This is a genomic window from Vibrio renipiscarius (assembly GCF_000827885.1).
Classification (GTDB): domain Bacteria; phylum Pseudomonadota; class Gammaproteobacteria; order Enterobacterales; family Vibrionaceae; genus Vibrio; species Vibrio renipiscarius.
In genome coordinates, this window is the sequence record NZ_JTKH01000021.1 from 43,069 (window position 1) to 61,882 (window position 18,814).

At 45.8% G+C, this 18,814-nt stretch carries 12 protein-coding genes and 1 pseudogene; 4 read left to right on the forward strand and 9 right to left on the reverse strand.

Annotated elements, in window-relative coordinates; translation table 11 throughout:
* Positions 1–33 precede the first annotated feature (33 nt).
* Positions 34–2,281: pseudogene (ptsP, locus tag OJ16_RS11310) on the reverse strand (phosphoenolpyruvate--protein phosphotransferase).
* Positions 2,282–2,283: 2 nt separating this feature from the next.
* Positions 2,284–2,802, reverse strand: coding sequence for an RNA pyrophosphohydrolase (gene rppH, locus OJ16_RS11315; protein ID WP_040990725.1), 519 nt, complete (start codon positions 2,800–2,802; stop codon positions 2,284–2,286).
* A gap of 618 nt (positions 2,803–3,420) precedes the next feature.
* Here rppH and mutH point away from each other — a divergent pair.
* Positions 3,421–4,086, forward strand: coding sequence for a DNA mismatch repair endonuclease MutH (gene mutH / locus OJ16_RS11320; RefSeq protein WP_040990727.1), 666 nt, complete (start codon positions 3,421–3,423; stop codon positions 4,084–4,086).
* A gap of 6 nt (positions 4,087–4,092) precedes the next feature.
* Here mutH and OJ16_RS11325 read toward each other — a convergent pair whose 3' ends face one another.
* Positions 4,093–4,404, reverse strand: coding sequence for a DUF6482 family protein (locus OJ16_RS11325; RefSeq protein WP_040990729.1), 312 nt, complete (start codon positions 4,402–4,404; stop codon positions 4,093–4,095).
* Between the two features lie 228 nt (positions 4,405–4,632).
* On the opposite strand from OJ16_RS11325, the gene OJ16_RS11330 reads away from it, so the two are divergent.
* Positions 4,633–5,667 (forward strand): NADP(H)-dependent aldo-keto reductase, encoded by a 1,035-nt coding sequence (locus OJ16_RS11330; RefSeq protein ID WP_040990731.1) that lies wholly within the window; start codon positions 4,633–4,635, stop codon positions 5,665–5,667.
* Between the two features lie 40 nt (positions 5,668–5,707).
* On the opposite strand, the gene OJ16_RS11335 is transcribed toward OJ16_RS11330, so the two are convergent.
* From OJ16_RS11335 to OJ16_RS11355, 6 genes are all read right to left on the reverse strand, one after another.
* Complete coding sequence (locus OJ16_RS11335) at positions 5,708–5,959, reverse strand: hypothetical protein (RefSeq protein ID WP_040990733.1); 252 nt, start codon at positions 5,957–5,959, stop codon at positions 5,708–5,710.
* A 112-nt stretch (positions 5,960–6,071) separates the two neighbouring features.
* Positions 6,072–6,194, reverse strand: a complete 123-nt coding sequence (locus tag OJ16_RS20235) for a hypothetical protein (RefSeq protein WP_268871249.1) — start codon at positions 6,192–6,194, stop codon at positions 6,072–6,074.
* Positions 6,195–6,508: 314 nt separating this feature from the next.
* Positions 6,509–6,955, reverse strand: coding sequence for a hypothetical protein (locus OJ16_RS11340; RefSeq protein ID WP_040990735.1), 447 nt, complete (start codon positions 6,953–6,955; stop codon positions 6,509–6,511).
* A gap of 40 nt (positions 6,956–6,995) precedes the next feature.
* On the reverse strand, positions 6,996–9,341 hold the full coding sequence (gene arcB, locus OJ16_RS11345) for an aerobic respiration two-component sensor histidine kinase ArcB (RefSeq protein ID WP_040990737.1): 2,346 nt from the start codon (positions 9,339–9,341) through the stop codon (positions 6,996–6,998).
* 66 nt (positions 9,342–9,407) lie between these two features.
* Complete coding sequence (locus tag OJ16_RS11350) at positions 9,408–11,168, reverse strand: GGDEF domain-containing protein (RefSeq protein WP_040990739.1); 1,761 nt, start codon at positions 11,166–11,168, stop codon at positions 9,408–9,410.
* 16 nt (positions 11,169–11,184) lie between these two features.
* Positions 11,185–12,114 (reverse strand): TIGR01212 family radical SAM protein, encoded by a 930-nt coding sequence (locus OJ16_RS11355; protein WP_040990741.1) that lies wholly within the window; start codon positions 12,112–12,114, stop codon positions 11,185–11,187.
* 531 nt (positions 12,115–12,645) lie between these two features.
* Between OJ16_RS11355 and gltB the strand changes: the two genes are divergently transcribed.
* Together gltB and OJ16_RS11365 are read left to right on the forward strand one after the other, a co-directional pair.
* A complete protein-coding gene (gene gltB, locus OJ16_RS11360) occupies positions 12,646–17,193 on the forward strand; it encodes a glutamate synthase large subunit (protein WP_040990743.1) in 4,548 nt (1,515 codons plus the stop codon).
* Complete coding sequence (locus OJ16_RS11365; RefSeq protein ID WP_040990745.1) at positions 17,193–18,662, forward strand: glutamate synthase subunit beta; 1,470 nt, start codon at positions 17,193–17,195, stop codon at positions 18,660–18,662. Before gltB ends, OJ16_RS11365 begins: the two co-directional genes overlap by 1 nt.
* The last annotated feature ends 152 nt before the right edge of the window (positions 18,663–18,814 follow it).

Genomic DNA, 18,814 nt, shown 5'->3' on the forward strand with positions numbered 1-18,814 from the left:
CAGGAACAATAATTCTATATTCACTCTATGCCCTTATTTATTACCAGCGCGAATAAAACCAGAGAAGCCTTTTTGCTCGAAAAAGTCTTGCATCATAGTATATATGTCTTTGCCATAAGGTTGCATCAAGGCTTTGTCAGCAAGTTTCTGCAATTCATCCACTTGCGTATTGCGTAATAGATACTTCACTTTCGCCACGTTGGAGGTGTTCATACTTAAACTGCGATAACCTAAACCAACCATAAGTAATGCCCCCTATCGGGTCACCGGCTAGCTCACCGCAAATACACACGGGTAATTTAAGTTGAGTACAAGTCTGATGAATATGTTTTAGTGCCATCACGACCGCGGGATGCATCGATTCATACACATCCGAAACACGAGAGTTATTGCGATCAACCGCAAGTAGGTATTGTGTTAAATCATTCGTACCAACAGAAACAAAATCCACCTTGTGCGCAATCAGTGGCAATAAATAAAGCATGGATGGCACTTCAATCATGATGCCAATTTGTGGCCGCACAATGCGAGGGTCGAGTTTCGATAACTCTTGATAGGCCTGTTCAATAAAGACAATGGCATCGTCCAACTCTTGCGCCCCCGACACCATCGGTAACAAAATGCTTAAATTGTGCGTCTCCACACTCGCTTTCATCATGGCTCGGATTTGCATTAAAAAGATATCCGGATGATCAAGCGTAAAACGAATGCCACGCCAGCCTAAAAACGGATTGTCTTCTTCAATTGGCAGATACGGTAACGGCTTATCTCCACCAATATCAAGCGTACGCATCACGACACGCTTGTCAGGGTAAGTGCTTAATACCGATTGATATTGTTGCGTCTGTTCTTCTTCTGATGGGAAGCGATGTTGCAATAAAAAGCTAATTTCAGTGCGATACAACCCCACACCATCTACGCCTTGGTTAACCGCGATATTGGCATCCGCGCTTAATCCTGCGTTGAGCAAAATTTCGATTCGCTCATGGTCTGCCGTAAAAGCCGCTTCTTCAATACGTTGATTGACCATATTGGCCAGTTCACGCTCTTCATTCGCAAGCGCGCGGTATTCTTTGAGTAATTGCCGACTTGGAGAAACGAGGATTTTGCCACTGTAACCATCAACGATCCCTCTTTTACCATTAATGATATCAAGGTTAAGATTGACGCCCATTACCGCAGGAATCCCCAAGGCACGCGATAAAATTGCGGCATGAGAGTTCGCCGCCCCTTCCAATGAGACCACAGCCAAAAGTTTATCTTTGGGAATAGAGGCAATCAGTGAGGCCGTAAGCTCTCGAACCACAAGAATGACCGGTTGCTCAAAATCGTGTTGCTCTTGTTCTGCATTGTGGAGAAAGAACAACAAACGCTGACCAAGCTCTCGAATATCTTGAGCTCGCTCTTTTAAATAGCCATCCGCCATACGCGCAAAACGATTGGAATACGTTTCAACCACCTGTCTAACCGCCCAATCCGCACGATCGCCTTTCAGGATCTGTGTTTTCAGATCCTTACGCAGCATGGGGTCGTTGAGCAGGTGAGTAAACAGGTCGAAAATCGCTAATGTTTCTTTATTGATCTCGTTATCGAGCTTTTTCCGCATCCGACGAAAATCATTCAACGCTTCTTCAATTGCCAGCAGTAACCATTCTTGCTCACGGTCGATATCCAATGTGGATGCCGGGCGAACATCCGCTAATAATGGCTGAGAGTCGTCCCACCAAAATGGGCCTATCGCCACCCCAGAAGATGCGGGAATGCCGCGTATCGCCTGCTGTTTTTTCTCTAAACGCCACTGACCTTGAGTTTGGGCATGGGCAATAATGACCGCTAACTGAGCGGCTAACGTGACGAGAAAAGACTCTTCCATTTCATCAAATAGACGAGGCGCTTTTTGCTGGACAACTAATACCCCTAATACCTGCTTGCGGTAGATAATAGGAGTACCCAGAAAACTCTGGTACACCTTCTCGCCCAGTTGGGGAAAGTATTTGTAGTTTGGGTGCTTTGATGCTTCGGCAAGGTTGAGCGGTTCTGCGCTGCGTTTAACTAACCCCACCAAACCTTCATTGAAATGAATTTGTATTTTTTTGCCTTTGAAACGCAAACCTTGAGTTGCCATCAACTCAAGGCGTTGCATTTCTTCATTGGCAAGGTAAATAGTACAACACTCAGTCTCCATTGCGAGACACGTTTGCTGTACCAATAGCTCCAACGCGCTATGCACGTTTTCGACTCTTGAAACCTGTTCAACTATGTCCCTTAGTTGAGAAAGCATTACTACCCTCTTCGCGGTTTACGCTTACCTTTTGCTCGACGTTCTTTAAACGGCATAGCCATGGATGCGAATTCTTTCATCGCTCGACGATAAACATCGCGCTTGAAAGAGACTACTTGGCGCACTGGGTACCAATAACTCACCCACCGCCAACCATCAAACTCAGGGGAACTACCACGTTGCATGTTGATTTTTGACTCATCACAATCCAAACGCAGCAGAAACCATTTCTGTTTTTGGCCGATACAAACCGGTTTTGAATCCCACCTAACCAATCGTTTGGGTAATTTATACCTTAACCAATGACGACTTGTTGCGACGATTTTGACGTCTTGCTTAGTGAGACCGACCTCTTCATATAATTCACGATACATGGCCTGCTCTGGGTTTTCCCCATCATCAATCCCCCCTTGAGGAAACTGCCATGAATGTTGCCCGTATCGTTTAGCCCAGAAGACCTGACCATGGTTGTTACAGATTACAATTCCCACATTTAAGCGGTAACCATCGCCATCTATCACTGGCCAACCTCTAATAAAATCTTTAATTACAGCGATTTTTCCACATATCCCCAAACGGAGCAAACTTACTAATGTGACTAACACAGAAATTATCGCCGAATGTCGCCAAACTGGATAACTAATGATCAGATATGCGGTTATACACACATAAGTGAGACATAGCCCACATTTATTCACCTTTTCTGTGTATAACTATGTGAAAAAGCAACTAACAAGCATGACCACCATCGAAACAGCAAACTTGCGCAACAAACAAACCAATGGAAATCAAATTAAAATAACAATAAAAACAATACCTTAAACCAAAACCAAAACTAAAGGCGGACATTCCATCGACCATTTAATACAAGAAAACAGAAAGCGGTCAAATAACAACCAAGTGCGTATTTATCCACACCAATAGAAAATAAATTGCCTACTTACCATAAAAATCAAGTGTAAACTTACCTAAAAACCCTGTTAATTCATACATATGTTGCTAAGGGTAATAATTTTCTGGATTTACTTGTGGATAAGAGAAGAATGCCGATCTTTTCAGCAAGTCGATGGCATTGCCACCAAGTCGCTATTTTTATAGATCACGTTACAATAACCGTAATCCCATCAATATATGACACGATGAAGCCTGAACCTCAATCCGAACAAGAGCTGCTTGAACGCGCTCGTGATATCGCTGGAATCACTTTTAAAGAGTTGGCTGATGAAGCCGGCATGGAAACCCCTATGGATCTTCGTAGGGATAAAGGCTGGGTAGGACAGCTATTAGAATGGCATTTAGGCGCAACCGCAGGCAGTAAGCCCCAGCAAGATTTTGAACAATTAGGCATTGAACTCAAAACCATTCCCATTGGCTACAATGGTAAACCACTCGAAACGACTTTCGTCTGCGTTGCACCATTGATTGGCGTTCATGGTCTCACTTGGCAGCAAAGTCACGTCCGCAACAAATTATCCCGTGTGCTGTGGGTACCCGTTGAAGGGGAGCGAGAAATACCCTTAGCAGAACGTCGAGTCGGAAGCCCATTAATTTGGTCACCAAGCCCTGAAGAAGACCTGCAATTACAAACCGATTGGGAAGAGTTAATGGAGTTAATCGTACTCGGCCAAGTCGAAAAAATCACGGCGAGACAGGGGGTGATGTTACAAATACGCCCTAAAGCGGCGAACAGCCGCGCTCTAACCGATGCTTATGGGGCAAGTGGTAAAGTGATCAAAACCTTACCTCGTGGTTTTTATTTGCGCACGCAATTTACCGCTAAAATCCTCAGTCACTATTACGCATAACGACGCTCAGTGCGTCGTTAATGACATTTCAATATCGTGATACATCGGGCTGTCACTGGTGCCAAATTCATCGTAAGCATTGTGCAGGCGTAAATAAGCGCGTTCTACGCCTAACCGCAATAACTCATCTTTCACTTGATCCAAAGACTCGAAATGAATCGGTTCATTATCAATCATGATGGGTTCAACCTTATGCTTATACTCAACCGCGAGTAGGTAACACGACAAGTCAGAACAACTGATGACAAACACTTTCGGTGGCTGATAGCTTGATTGGTGAAAACCATGAATCCATTTATCTAATTGTTTACGGTGCATAACTCCCCCTGCGGTATTCCTTCACGACTCTGAGCACACTTTTTCCGTTGCATACCCCAGTGTGAAATAGACATTCCCTAGTAAGTATAGAAACAGAATTGTCATTTTGTGCTTTGGCGCTTTGGAACGACGGAAAACCTGACTTATATTGACCTAGAGGGGAGCGTGCTACCCACTCGCGCCACCGACAACGCCCATACAGAAACGTCGACAAGACAAGGAAGGCTCATGATCTATCACAAACTGCCGCATTCTAATTTGGAAATCAGTAAAATTTGCTTAGGCACGATGACATTCGGCGAGCAAAACAGCCAAGCAGACGCCTTTAAACAACTTGATTACGCACTGGAACGTGGGGTCAACTTTATTGATACCGCAGAAATGTATCCCGTACCACCAACCGAAAAAACACAAGGCGCGACCGAACAATGCATTGGTCGGTGGCTCGAAAAATCGGGGATGCGTGAGAAAGTCGTCATTGCAACCAAAGTCGCAGGGCCACGCAGTGTGCCGTACATTCGCGAGGACATGAAGTTAGACCGCCGCCATATTCATCAAGCCATTGACGACAGTTTACAGCGCTTAAAAACCGATTATGTCGACCTGTATCAGCTTCATTGGCCACAGCGACAGACCAATACTTTTGGTCAACTCAATTATCCCTACCCTGACGAGCAGCAAGAAGTCACCTTAATTGAAACCTTAGAAGCGCTTGCAGAACTTATTCGTGACGGAAAAGTACGTTATATCGGTGTCTCTAATGAAACACCTTGGGGAGTCATGAGCCTACTGAAATTAGCAGAAAAGCATAATCTGCCACGTATCGTCTCTATCCAAAACCCGTATAACTTACTCAATCGCAGTTTTGAAGTGGGCTTATCGGAGATCAGCCACTTCGAAGGTGTCGAGCTCCTGGCGTATTCACCATTGGCGTTCGGTTGTCTAAGTGGTAAATATCTGAACAATCAAAGACCAGAAGGGGCACGTTGCTCCTTATTTGAACGCTTTGTCCGTTACTTTACTCCACAAGGCATCGCCGCAACTCAAGCGTATGTTGATCTTGCACGTGACCATGGTCTTGATCCGGCGCAAATGGCGTTAGCGTTTGTAAATCAGCGTTCATTTGTTGCCGCAAATATCATCGGCGCGACAACAATGGCGCAACTAAAAATGAATATTGATAGTGTTTCTATCACGTTAAGTGATGCGATACTCGCGGATATTCAAGCGATTGGGACCACTTACTCCAATCCTTGTCCTTAACTTAAAAGGGGTGAGCCAAGCGACGGGCTCACCCCTTTCATCACGTTGTTATTCGAGCCGTTAAAACACGACGAAGGTGGCGAATTCGACGCTCTACTTTCCGCTGTGGAGCCTCACTTCGCCCAAGAGGACGACCATCCATATCCAAGCCAATATCTCGCAACAAATGCGCATTCTGCCAAGGAATATCATAAGCGCTACGACGAACTTTGCGTTTCCAAGCGCGATCTTCTCGACGTAAATCGGCCTTCACTAAGACGGTGGCAAGTGTTAGGTAAATAGAATGTTTCATGGTATTTCTCCAGTTTCTGCTTTGCTGGGAAAAAGGCCACACATTAAAAATAGGAGATTTGACTATTTAATCAGCTGCCTTGTTTCCGCAGCCAATTAACATTGGGGGCGGATTATTGTTTTGCTTGTTTAGATTGTCGATCGCAACAAATACAGGCCATCATTGAGAAGCCGTGCAGTTTCAATATGGGATCGATAAAGGCGCAAATGGTGTGAATAACAGTGAACTGTTTCATTGTGCGCCTCCTAGCAAAGTAATAATCCAATCGTTTTGGGGGATATGAGCCTGAAGCTCATGGTTAAATTTTATGCAATTGAGCACATTATTCAACCACAAACTGTTAACAAAATGAAAAAACAATTTTTTAACCTAAAATTAAGTCTCTCAATGCGACAAGCATAAGATATTCCTCTTGGAAATAACCCTCACACCATCGATTTGTTTTATGCATAAAAAACCAGCTCGGAAGAACTGGCTTTATTTTCAATCATTTAACTGTACGCTGTTTGATAACCTTTTGTACAATTGATTCGTCACATCGACCTGCGACTAATAAACAGTATCGATATTCACGTCTTTCTCAACCAGCCACTCAACATCGTCACCGTTATTAATCATCACAGCAACATCAATCGGCAGCTCGGAGTCAAAATCAAATTGCCACACAAACGATATTTCCCAGCGATTTTCACTGTGACTGCGCAATTCAAGTAGGTCACCCTCAATCAACCAAGTCTCATCACCTTGACGCAATGAGATACTGGTTACATCTAAATCTGCGGGTAAAGTGTCACTGGCCTCAAGCACCAACGCACCATGAAGCGCTTGTTCTTGCATCTCTCCAATCGTTGGCATTTTATTAAGCCAAAGATTGCTTTCTAGTTGAATATTCGCCTTATCGACAACGATTTGATTGTCTTGTTCCCAACCCACTTGTGTTGTTGAGCAACCCGCTAACAGAGCAAGACCTAACGAAATTACCGCGATTTTTTTCATGTTCTTCTCCCAACTTTAACGTCAACGTTCAGTAAAGTGATCAACGCTCACTGAGCCATTGCTTGAGTATTTGAATATCATTCAGATATTCATTCTTAATTTCTTCTACCCAGTCATCAATATTTTCCCACCAAGTTGGGTGCTCTGGGGATTGCGCTTTTTGTGCCACTTTTTGGATGTGTTTCAAACCGATAGAACCGGCCGCACCTTTAATTTTATGCGCCTCAGAAACGATACCCGCTTGATCTTTCGCCGTCATATTTGAATCCAACAATTCAAGATAGCTCGGCATCATGTCTTCAAACATCACCACGCTTTCGATCACAGGCTTAGTACCCACAATCGAAATGTAAGATTCAAGCATATCGAGATCGAGCAACTGTAAGTAGTCTTCATCATTGCTGCGCGCTTTTTTAATCGGTGAGGTTGGTGCTGGGACCGGCGTATCAAGATCGGGCGCCATCAACGCAATCACATCTTGTACTGCCGCCACCGACAATGGCTTACTGATGGCTTCATCCATGCCCTTCTCATAGTATTCTTCTTTATTTTTTAATACGTTGGCAGTCAGCGCCACCAGCGGCGGTACAATGTCATAATGATCGCGATAATAAGCGGCCACATCGAACCCCGTCATATCTGGTAACTGAATATCTAAAAAGACTAAGTCATACAGATCCGGATCAAATTTATCGATCGCCTCTTGGCCAGTCATTGCAACTGTCACGCGGTGTCCCATGCTCTCCAATAGCGAACGGGCAACGGTAATATTAAGCTCGATATCTTCGACCATAAAGATATTCAACTGATGCTGCGTAGAGTGTACGTCTGGGACTTTAATTTCCTCCGCCCCCGCCAACGGCACTCGAATGGTGACGGTAAAAGTACTGCCAAAACCTTCTTCACTACTAACAGAGATGTCACCCTCCATTTTCTTAATCAGCTGCTTAGAAACCGCCAAACCAATGCCCGTTCCTACCGCGTGCAAATTATCTTTACCCGATTTAACTTGATAATACATCGCGAAAATTTTCGCGAGTTCCTTTTCAGGAATACCAATACCCGAGTCTTCCACCTCCAGCGTGAGTTGTGCAAATTGGTCATCGCAATCGGCGCTGACAGAGAGCACAACCCCCCCTTCTTTGGTGAACTTCATCGCGTTACTAATCAAGTTCCACAATACTTGACGGAGACGAGTTGCATCCACATGAATGGCCGCAGGTAAATCACTCAATCTTTCTAAGTCAAAACGTAAGCCCTTTTGCTCAGCCATCAATGCCGAGAGGCTTTCGATCTCAACAATAAACTCATCAAAATTAAGTGGCGCGGGATACAACTCAAGCTTACGGCGATCAAACTTATCCATATCGATAATGTCGCTAAAGATGCTGCCTAACGTCACCGCACTTACATTGATCGTTTGCATGTGCTTACGCTGCTCATCCGTCATTGGCGTATCGAGCAGCATACGACTTAACCCAACGATGCCATTAAGCGGCGTGCGTAATTCATGGCTGATCGTCGAGATAAAAGTGGTTTTATCTCGGCTGGCTTTTTCTAATGATTCTTGATGACGTTTGCGTTCGGTAATGTCTCGACCAAAACCAACCAACCCAAGATGGCGGCCGTCTTTGTTATAAAATGGGACTTTACGCAACTCAAAATAGTTTTTATGCCCATCGGGATACTCGAGCCATTGCTCATAAGTAATCGCCTGATTATTGTTAAAAACGGCTTCATCCGTTTCGACAATATGCTCCGCATCTTCTTGGCTATACACTTCCCATGGCGTAAGGCCCACCAGTTGAGATTCTTTTTTACCCGTCAGTTCTTCCATTGCACGGTTACAGCCAGAAAACACACCGTCCGCATTGCGGTAATAGATTAGGTCTGGGGAAGCATCGATAAATGAACGCAGCAACGCGGTCCGCTCTGCCAATTCAACTTGGGTTCGCTCACGCTGATACACTTCATTTTCAAGATCATTCATCGCTTCTTCGCGTGCCTCTTCGGCTTTCTGTCTCTCTTCTATCTCTTGATTTAACTGGGTAATGTTATTTTGAAGTTGGTTGTTTAGCTCTTTATCACGCGAACGCATATCTTTGAGTTTCACGACCATTTTTGACAAACGTTGGCGAGAGTCTTCCAGTTGATCGACAACAACCGAAAGAAAGTAGACCGCCCAAGGCGTAATAATTAAGCCGAAAAATACCGAACGGACAATGTCGATATCATCGACATGGCCACTCAGTACTAAGGTAATGCCTACCTGCACCACGACAGCTAAAGCGACCAGCGCTAAAGCCAATAAAATTGAGAAACGCAAAATGCCTAATCGAACAAGCAAATCAACGTAATATTGGGCAAGGTTTTTGATGGTTTTCATTCAGCGCTCCGGGCGACAATCTTACGACGATCTTACCTGTTTTGGCTGAATTGAGCTAAAGATTCCCTACGCGGTTAAGGCTTTATTCTCGGATGTGTGATGCACACAAGTCTGATTTCGGCCATTTGCTTTCGCTTGATACAGCGCATTATCAGCCAATGCAACAACCGCTTCGGCGTCATTGTGGTGATGCGGGATCAGAGAGACAATGCCAATACTGATAGTGACCGACGAGGCCGCGTTTGACGTGTGGTGAGGTATCGCTAATCGTTCGACCTCAGCATGAATACGTTGCGCAAGTATATGAGCACCATTCGTATCGGTGTTCGGAAAAATAAAACCAAACTCTTCACCGCCATAACGCGCGACGCAATCGCTCGAACGAGAGGTTACGCGTCGAAAAGCCTGAGCAACGGCAATCAACGCTTCATCGCCTTTTTGATGACCATAATGATCGTTATACCCTTTAAAGTAATCGATATCACACATCATCACCGTTAAAGGTTGCTGCTCTCGAACATGCAGATGCCACAGAGTATCTAATTGCTCATCGAAACGACGACGATTGGCGATTTGTGTTAAGCCATCAATAAAACTTAATCGCTCAAGTTCTTGATTTGCAATCTCAAGTTTTTGCTGGGTTAAATAACGTTCGGAGACATCACGAGCCATCACTAATACCCCATTCGTACCTGAAATAGGATCACGAAAAGGTGACTTCACGACATCATACCAAGTCATTTTACCGTTATTCTGTATGATTTGATCGGTATAGCGTAATGGCAGCCCTTCGCTCAAAACCTTGTTATCGCTACCACTGAAACGCGCATAATCTTCTCGTGAAATAACTTCTTGAAGTCGCTTACCGATTAATGCGTCAACATCAGCGATCCCCATTGCCTTAACAAACGGTTCGTTACAGGCTTGGTAGACCATGTTTTCGTCGAAGATACCAATCGAATCAGGGCTTGATTCAAGGATATTTTGTAAAATCGTATCGCGCTGAGCCAGCGCAATCTCTGTGTCTTTGCGCTTTTCCATCTCATCACGAAGATTTCGCTGCATATTATGCCAATCCGTCACATCGTGACTAATACTCAACACACCCAATCGCTCACCTTGCGGTGACATTAATTGGCTTTGGTGAGTTTCCAATAAACAGCTGCGCCCTTGCAGGTCGACGGTCCAACGACGATTAGACGCACGCCCTTTCATCACGCCTAATATCTCGCTTGCGCCCTCTTCCGAACGTTCTCCCCAAAACCGGTCAAAAGCTCGGTTAGTCACAACGGAATCATCCGGCTTTTTGATGAATATCAGCTCGGATAAATTATCAAAAGCACTTTTCACCACAGAGAGCGATTGTATTTCAGCCATCACTTCTACCGTGCTTGGCTTATGAGGAGAAACATACAGTAGCCAGACACGACGGCGCTTATAACGCGTTTGACGCCCGGTAATATCGACTTTGATGGTTTTCGTTTCTGACACTGGCCAATCGCATTGGTGGCTGACAAAACGGTCACCAGAAAAGCGGTCGATTAGCTGCGCCATAAATGAAGCAGGAAGAGCATCAGGCAATAAATAAGATCGCCCCACACGTCGAATCCCTAAAAATTGGCTGGCAAAGGTATTCGAAAGAAGCAGCTTACTCGACTTAGCATCAATTAAGAGTAATGGCGTCGGCGCATCTTGGATAAGTCGTGTGATTTGTTGACTGAAATAGACACCGAGACGGATGAACAGCAATACCAGCGTAATGGCGATAAACGCTTCAAATCCGAGGATATAGATAGCATTGGGTAAGGATTGAAACATCGGCTCCATTCTGAAATTCTACCGCTTAAGGTTTAACATAGTGAAAAGGACGCTGAATCAGAGAGCCTTGCGCACCATCACGGTTTAAAGCTCGACCAATTTCCGTCATGGCTAGCCAGCGATTTTCACACCATAAGGGTGACAACAAGGTTGGGCGACGTGCGGCGGAAGAGACACGATGAAAAACCACCTCAGGCGGTGTCATACGAATCATTTCACTGGCAATCGACACATACTCTTCTAGCTCAGGCGCCTCTAAGCGACCCGCTCGCCATGCTTTCGCCATGGTGCTGCCCTCTACGATATGCAAACCATGCAGTTTGATACCGTCCGTCCCGACCGCTAACACTTTTTCTAATGTTTGCACGTTGTCATTACGGGTTTCTTTAGGCAAGCCAACAATCAAATGGGTACACACTTTAATACCTAAAGCACGGGCTCGCTGAGTGATCTCTGCGTAACACTCAAAATCATGACCACGATTAATATGTTTGAGGGTTTGATTGTTTGCCGTTTGCAAGCCGAGTTCTAACCATATCTCATAACCTTGCTCAACATAGCCCGACAAGAGATCCAATACCGCATCGGGAACACAGTCAGGGCGAGTTCCAACACAAAGACCAACGATATCGGCGGCCTTTAATGCTTCTTCATACATGTTCTTGAGGACTTGCACTTCACCATAGGTACTGGTGTAGGCTTGGAAATAAGCGAGGTATTTTTTAGCGCGACTGATTTCACCCGCTCGATCCGTCAATTGCTCTACGATGCTTTTGACTTGCGTTTGCTCATCAGCGAATGAAGCCACATTACAAAATGTACAACCGCCTCTCCCGATCGTGCCATCACGATTTGGGCAACTGAACCCGCCATGTAGAGTCAATTTATGGACTTTTTCACCATAGCGGCGTTGTAAGTCTTGGCCAATAGTATTCACTAGTTCGTGTAATTGCATGTCACTCAAATCGTAATAATTATCATTATAGTTAGTGTAATTTGATTACACGTTTGAAACCTTTTTGTAGCACATACGATTAAACCACATTTGTTAATTTGATCCCTATCACAAATCAATAAACATGCAAAAATACGTTCTTCACTCTGGAAATAACACAAAAAACAAACAATAAATCTATTTGTTACTCAAAAAATCTGCATAACAGTGCGGAGTTTTGATTGATTTTTGGGCCAAGTAAATTGTAGGATACTTACAGGTTTTACTTGCTCGGCGTAAGCTAAATAAAAAACTAACTGCAAGAAAATCGGTGATAGACAAATCCCACCTATATAAATCACTACTTTAGTGATGCAGTAAAATGGATATCACCAAGGATTGTCTTTCTCGCAACATTTTTCCTGTGAGAAGAAGAAGGGAATCAAACCTGAGCAACCTCGTTCAGGTGCGAATCAAATTATAAAAGGAAGTGACGTGCGATTAAGTTCGCTTAATAGAAGTGCGTCCAAATTAGATTGGAAGGATGTATCTATGGTAGATAGAGAGCAGAGCACACGAGGTCTGTATACTCCTGAACTGGAGCACGACGCTTGTGGTATCGGTTTTGTCGCTCACCTCAAAAACCGTAAATCTCATGAAGTAGTTACTCAAGCTCTTGATATGCTAGCACGTATGGAACACCGTGGCGGCCAAGGTTGCGATCCATGCAGTGGCGATGGCGCAGGTATCCTACTTCAAAAACCTCATGAATTTCTTTTAGAAGAAGCCGTTAAGCTTGGCATCAAGCTACCTTCTTTTGAAAAGTACGGTGTCGGTGTGGTTCTCTTCCCGAGAGATCAGCACAAACGCGAACAATGTCGTGATATTTTAGAGCGCAACGCAAAACGCTTGGATCTTGAAGTGATTGGCTACCGCGTGTTGCCAACCGACAATTCAATGATCGGCGCAGATCCACTGAGCACTGAACCTCAGTTCGAGCATGTCTTTGTCTCTGGTGGCCCAGGAGTCACCCCAGAAGAGCTAGAACGTAAGCTTTATGTACTGCGTAACTACACTGTACGTGTGTGTTTAGAGAGCGTGTCGAACATTGGGGATGATTTTTACATCAACTCCATGTCGTACAAAACACTTGTCTACAAAGGCCAGCTAACCACAGAGCAAGTCCCTCAATACTTCTTGGATTTACAAAATCCAACCATGGTAACGGCATTAGCACTGGTCCACTCGCGCTTCTCAACCAACACCTTCCCTCGCTGGCGCCTAGCGCAGCCTTTCCGTTACATTGCCCACAACGGTGAAATCAACACCGTACGCGGTAACTTGAACTGGATGAAGGCGCGTGAAGCGATCATCGAATCGGATCTGTTTACCCAAGCAGAAATCGACATGCTACTGCCTATCTGTCAGGAAGGTAGCTCGGATTCATCTAACTTTGATATGGCACTAGAGCTCCTAGTTCTTTCTGGTCGCAGCCTGCCACACGCATTGATGATGATGATCCCGGAAGCATGGCAAGAAAACAAGAACATGGATCCAACTCGTCGCGCGTTTTATCAGTATCACGCCAACGTCATGGAACCATGGGATGGCCCTGCGTCTGTTTGTTTCACCGATGGTGTTCAAGTAGGTGCAACACTTGACCGTAATGGTCTACGCCCTTCTCGTTATACTGTGACTAAGGATGATTTCCTTGTGATGGCATCTGAGTCTGGCGTGGTGGATATTGCACCTGAGAACGTAGAGTTCCGCGGACGCCTACAACCAGGACGCATCTTCGTTGCTGACCTTGAACAAGGCCGCATCATTTCTGATGAAGAAGTGAAAGATGGCATTGCCTCATCACAGCCTTATGAAAAATGGGTTGAAGAAAACCTACTCAGCCTGAAGAAACTGCCTGACGCGAGCAACGAATTTAGCCAGCCATCACCAGAGAAGTTGCTGCACAAACAGCAATCGTTCGGTGTGAGCTCAGAAGAAGTGAATGAGATCATTCTGCCTCTGGCAAAAACGGGCTACGAGCCGCTTTCTGCAATGGGTGCCGACTGGCCTCTAGCCATTTTGTCGCACCAATCTCAGCACCTTTCTAACTACTTTAAACAGTTGTTTGCTCAAGTCACCAACCCGCCAATCGACCCGATTCGTGAGCGTATGGTGATGTCTCTGAATACTTACCTAGGTAAAGATCAGAACCTACTTGCGGAAACACCACAGCACTGTCAAAAAGTTGAGCTTGAATCCCCAGTCTTGTCTAACTCTGAGTTAGAGAAGCTGCGTGCGATTGATAATGAGCACTTACAAGCGAAAACGCTTGATATCGTATTCCAAGCCAATGAAGACGAAGGCAAGCTTGAGCGCGCACTGAAACGTATTTGTCAGTACGCTGAAGACGCCGTTGTCGATGGTTACTCAATCATCTTGCTAACGGACCGTGCGGTTAACTCTAACCACGCCGCCATTCCTGCGATGCTGGCCGTCGGTGCGGTTCACCACCACCTGATCCGTAAAGGTTTGCGTGCGAAGTGTGACATCGTGGTTGAAACCGGTGACGCACGCGAAACGCATCACTTTGCAACACTGATTGGTTACGGCGCAAACGCGGTTAACCCATATCTTGTGATTGAAACCATTGTTGAACTGCAACGCACTAAGAAACTCGATCCAAGCATTTCAGCTAAAGAGTACTTCGCTAACTACCGTAAAGGGGTTAACGGCGGCCTACTGAAAATCTTCTCGAAAATGGGTATTTCAACCCTACAGTCTTACCACGGCGCACAGATCTTTGAAGCACTTGGTATCAGTAAATCGGTGGTTGATAAGTACTTCACAGGTACAGTAACGCGCATTGAAGGTCTGACTATCGATGACATCGCCAAAGAAGTATTGGTTCGTCACCGCGTGGGTTACCCAATGCGTGAGATCCCAGTACAAGTTCTCGATGTGGGTGGTGTTTACCAGTGGAAACAGCGTGGTGAAAAACACCTGTTTAACCCTGAAACGATTTCATTACTGCAAGAATCGACGCGTAACAAAGACTACGCTCAATTTAAGCAATACGCGAAAGCCGTTGATGACCAAGGCGACAACGCAGCCACACTGCGTAGCCAACTGGACTTCATCAAAAACCCAGCCGGTTCAATCCCGCTAGAAGAAGTGGAACCGATTGAGAACATCTTAAAACGCTTTGCCACTGGTGCGATGTCGTTTGGCTCGATCTCTCATGAAGCGCACTCAACACTGGCTGTGGCGATGAACCGCATCGGCGCAAAATCAAACTCTGGCGAAGGCGGCGAAGATCCGATTCGTTTTGAGAAAAAAGAGAATGGTGACTGGGAGCGTTCAGCAATCAAACAGGTCGCATCGGGCCGTTTTGGCGTGACCTCTTACTACCTAACCAATGCGGATGAGCTGCAAATTAAAATGGCTCAAGGCGCAAAACCAGGTGAAGGTGGTCAGCTACCGGGTGATAAAGTCGACGATTGGATCGGTGCAACGCGTCACTCGACTCCAGGCGTGGGCCTTATTTCACCACCACCACACCACGACATCTACTCAATCGAAGATTTGGCTCAGCTGATCTACGATTTGAAAAACGCCAACCGTGCGGGACGTGTCAACGTTAAGTTGGTTTCAGAGGCCGGTGTCGGCACGATCGCTTCGGGTGTTGCTAAAGCCAAGGCTGATGTCGTTCTCATTGCTGGCTTTGATGGCGGTACGGGTGCATCACCGATGTCATCCATTCGTCACACGGGTCTACCTTGGGAGTTGGGTCTAGCAGAAACGCACCAAACACTACTGAAAAACGGCCTACGTAACCGTATCGTTGTTCAGTCAGATGGTCAGATGAAAACCCCTCGTGACCTTGCAGTCGCAACGTTACTGGGTGCTGAAGAATGGGGCGTAGCAACCGCAGCGCTTGTCGTTGAAGGTTGTATCATGATGCGTAAGTGTCATAAAAACACCTGCCCTGTTGGTATCGCAACGCAAAACAAAACCCTGCGTGAGCGCTTTGATGGCCGCGTAGAAGACGTCGTGACTTTCTTCCAATACATGGCTGAAGGTTTACGTGAAGTGATGGCAGAACTTGGTTTCCGCTCAATTGATGAGATGGTGGGTCAATCACAGAAACTGAAAGTTCGTGATGATATTGGCCACTGGAAATACAAAAACCTCGACCTATCGCCTGTGCTGCATATTGAGCCAGCGCGTGCCGAAGATGGGGTATACAACCAGACCGTACAAAACCATAACTTAGAAAACGTGTTAGACCGTAAGTTGATTCAAGCCGCCATTCCTGCGCTTGAAAAAGGCAAGGCAGTAACAGCCGAATTCCCGATCATCAACACTGACCGCTCTGCGGGTACGATGCTATCGAACGAAATTTCTAAAGTGTACAAAGACCAAGGTCTACCGCAGCCTATGAACGTTAAGTTCTACGGTTCTGCGGGTCAGTCTTTCGGTGCATTCTTAGCCAAAGGCGTGAAGTTTGAAGTTGAAGGCGACGCCAACGACTACTGGGGTAAAGGGCTTTCTGGTGGCACTCTTGTGCTTTACCCAGATGCGAAATCAACCATCATTGCTGAAGATAATATCGTGGTCGGTAACGTGTGTTTCTACGGTGCAACCTCGGGTGAATCGTTCATTCGCGGTATGGCTGGCGAGCGTTTCTGTGTACGTAACTCTGGCGCAAAAGTCGTGGTTGAAGGTGTAGGTGACCACGGTTGTGAATACATGACTGGTGGTGCCGCGATCATCCTAGGATCAACCGGTCGTAACTTCGCGGCGGGTATGAGTGGCGGTGTGGCGTACGTATGGGATAAAGCGGGTGATTTCGAAACCAAGCTGAACCCTGAATTGGTCGACCTAGACCCTATCGAGCAAGAAGATAAAGATCTTCTACTGGATATGCTGACCAAGCATGTCGAATTCACAGGAAGTGAAGTTGCTCAATCTTTCCTAGACAACTTTGAAGTTAGCCTAACCTCTTTGGTTAAAGTTATGCCGCGTGATTACAAAGCGGTACTTCAAAGACGTAAAGCGGAAGCGGAGCAGGCACAAACGGAAGAAGTGGAGGCAGTATAATGGGTAAGCCTACTGGATTTTTAGAGCATGGTCGTGAGCTTCCAAAGAAGCTCGACCCTTCTGTTCGCATTGAAGATAATAAAGAGTTCGTTCTCAACGAAGAGTTTGGTGACAAGATCAACACTCAGGCTTCACGTTGTATGGACTGTGGCGTGCCGTTTTGTCATAACGGTTGCCCTATCGGTAACATCATTCCTGAATTTAATGATGCGGTATTCCGTGATAGTTGGGAAGAGGCTTGGAATATTCTAAGCTCGACCAACAATTTCCCTGAGTTTACCGGTCGTGTTTGTCCTGCGCCTTGTGAAAGCGCCTGTGTGCTTGGTATCAACCAAGACCCAATCACGATCTGTAATATTGAAAAAACCATCGTGGAAACCGCCTACCGTGAAGGCTATGCGAAGCCGAAGAAACCTCGTGTTCGTACCGGTAAAACGGTTGCGATCATCGGTTCCGGCCCTGCAGGTCTTGCCGCTGCTGAACAGCTCAATAGCGCAGGCCATTGCGTGACTGTATTTGAGCGTGATGAAAAAATCGGGGGTCTACTGCGTTTTGGTATCCCTGATTTTAAGCTCGGCATGGATGTGATTGATCGTAAGATCAACTTGATGGCTGATGCGGGCATCGAGTTCAAAGTCAATCAACATATTGGTGTGGATGTGAATGCCCTACAACTTCGCCAAGAGTTTGATGTGGTTCTTTTGACCGGCGGTTCAACCGTTCCTCGTGATCTGCCTATACCGGGACGAGATCTAAAAGGCGTGCATTTCGCCATGGAGTTCTTGGGCCAAAACAACCGCCGTGCAAATGACATGGACTTGAAAGGTGAAGAAATTCACGCCAAAGATAAGCATGTGGTCGTAATCGGTGGTGGTGATACAGGTTCTGACTGTGTCGGCACTTCCAACCGCCACAAAGCGGCGAGCGTCACTCAGGTTGAGATCATGCCGATCCCACCAGAAAAACGCCCTGCGAACATGCCTTGGCCACAATTTCCAATGATCATGAAAACCACCACTTCTCACGAAGAAGGCTGTGAACGTCATTGGAACATTTTGACCAAAGAGTTTATCAGCAATGATCATGGTGAAGTGACCGGTCTTCGTATTGCTGACATTGTTTGGCAAGACGCGAAACCAGGTGAACGCCCAGGTTTTGAAGAAGTGGCGAACACTGAACGTGTGATCCCTTGTGATATGGCTTTCCTTGCGATGGGCTTCCTACATCCAGAACCAACAGGTGTCCTAGCTCAGCTTAACGTAAAACTCGACGAACGCGGCAATGTGGCGACAGAAGGTTTTGCGACAAGCCAGAAAGGTGTCTTTGCTGCCGGAGATATGCGTACAGGCCAATCTTTGGTGGTACGTTGCATCAACGAAGGCCGCGAATGTGCGATTGCCATTGATAGCCATCTAATGGGCAATTCAAACCTCGAAGCGAAAGCGAATTCATTAATGCTTTCTGCTTAATGCAATTCGGCGGGAGCTGATGCTCTCGCCTATCAGTTCCTTCAATCTATACCTTTGACCAGCCTTGCGCTGGTCTTTTTTTTACGCGGTTACAAAGCACGATTGATCGCTTTTCGCCTATTCGCCGTACTCTGCTAAACTGAAACTCTTAT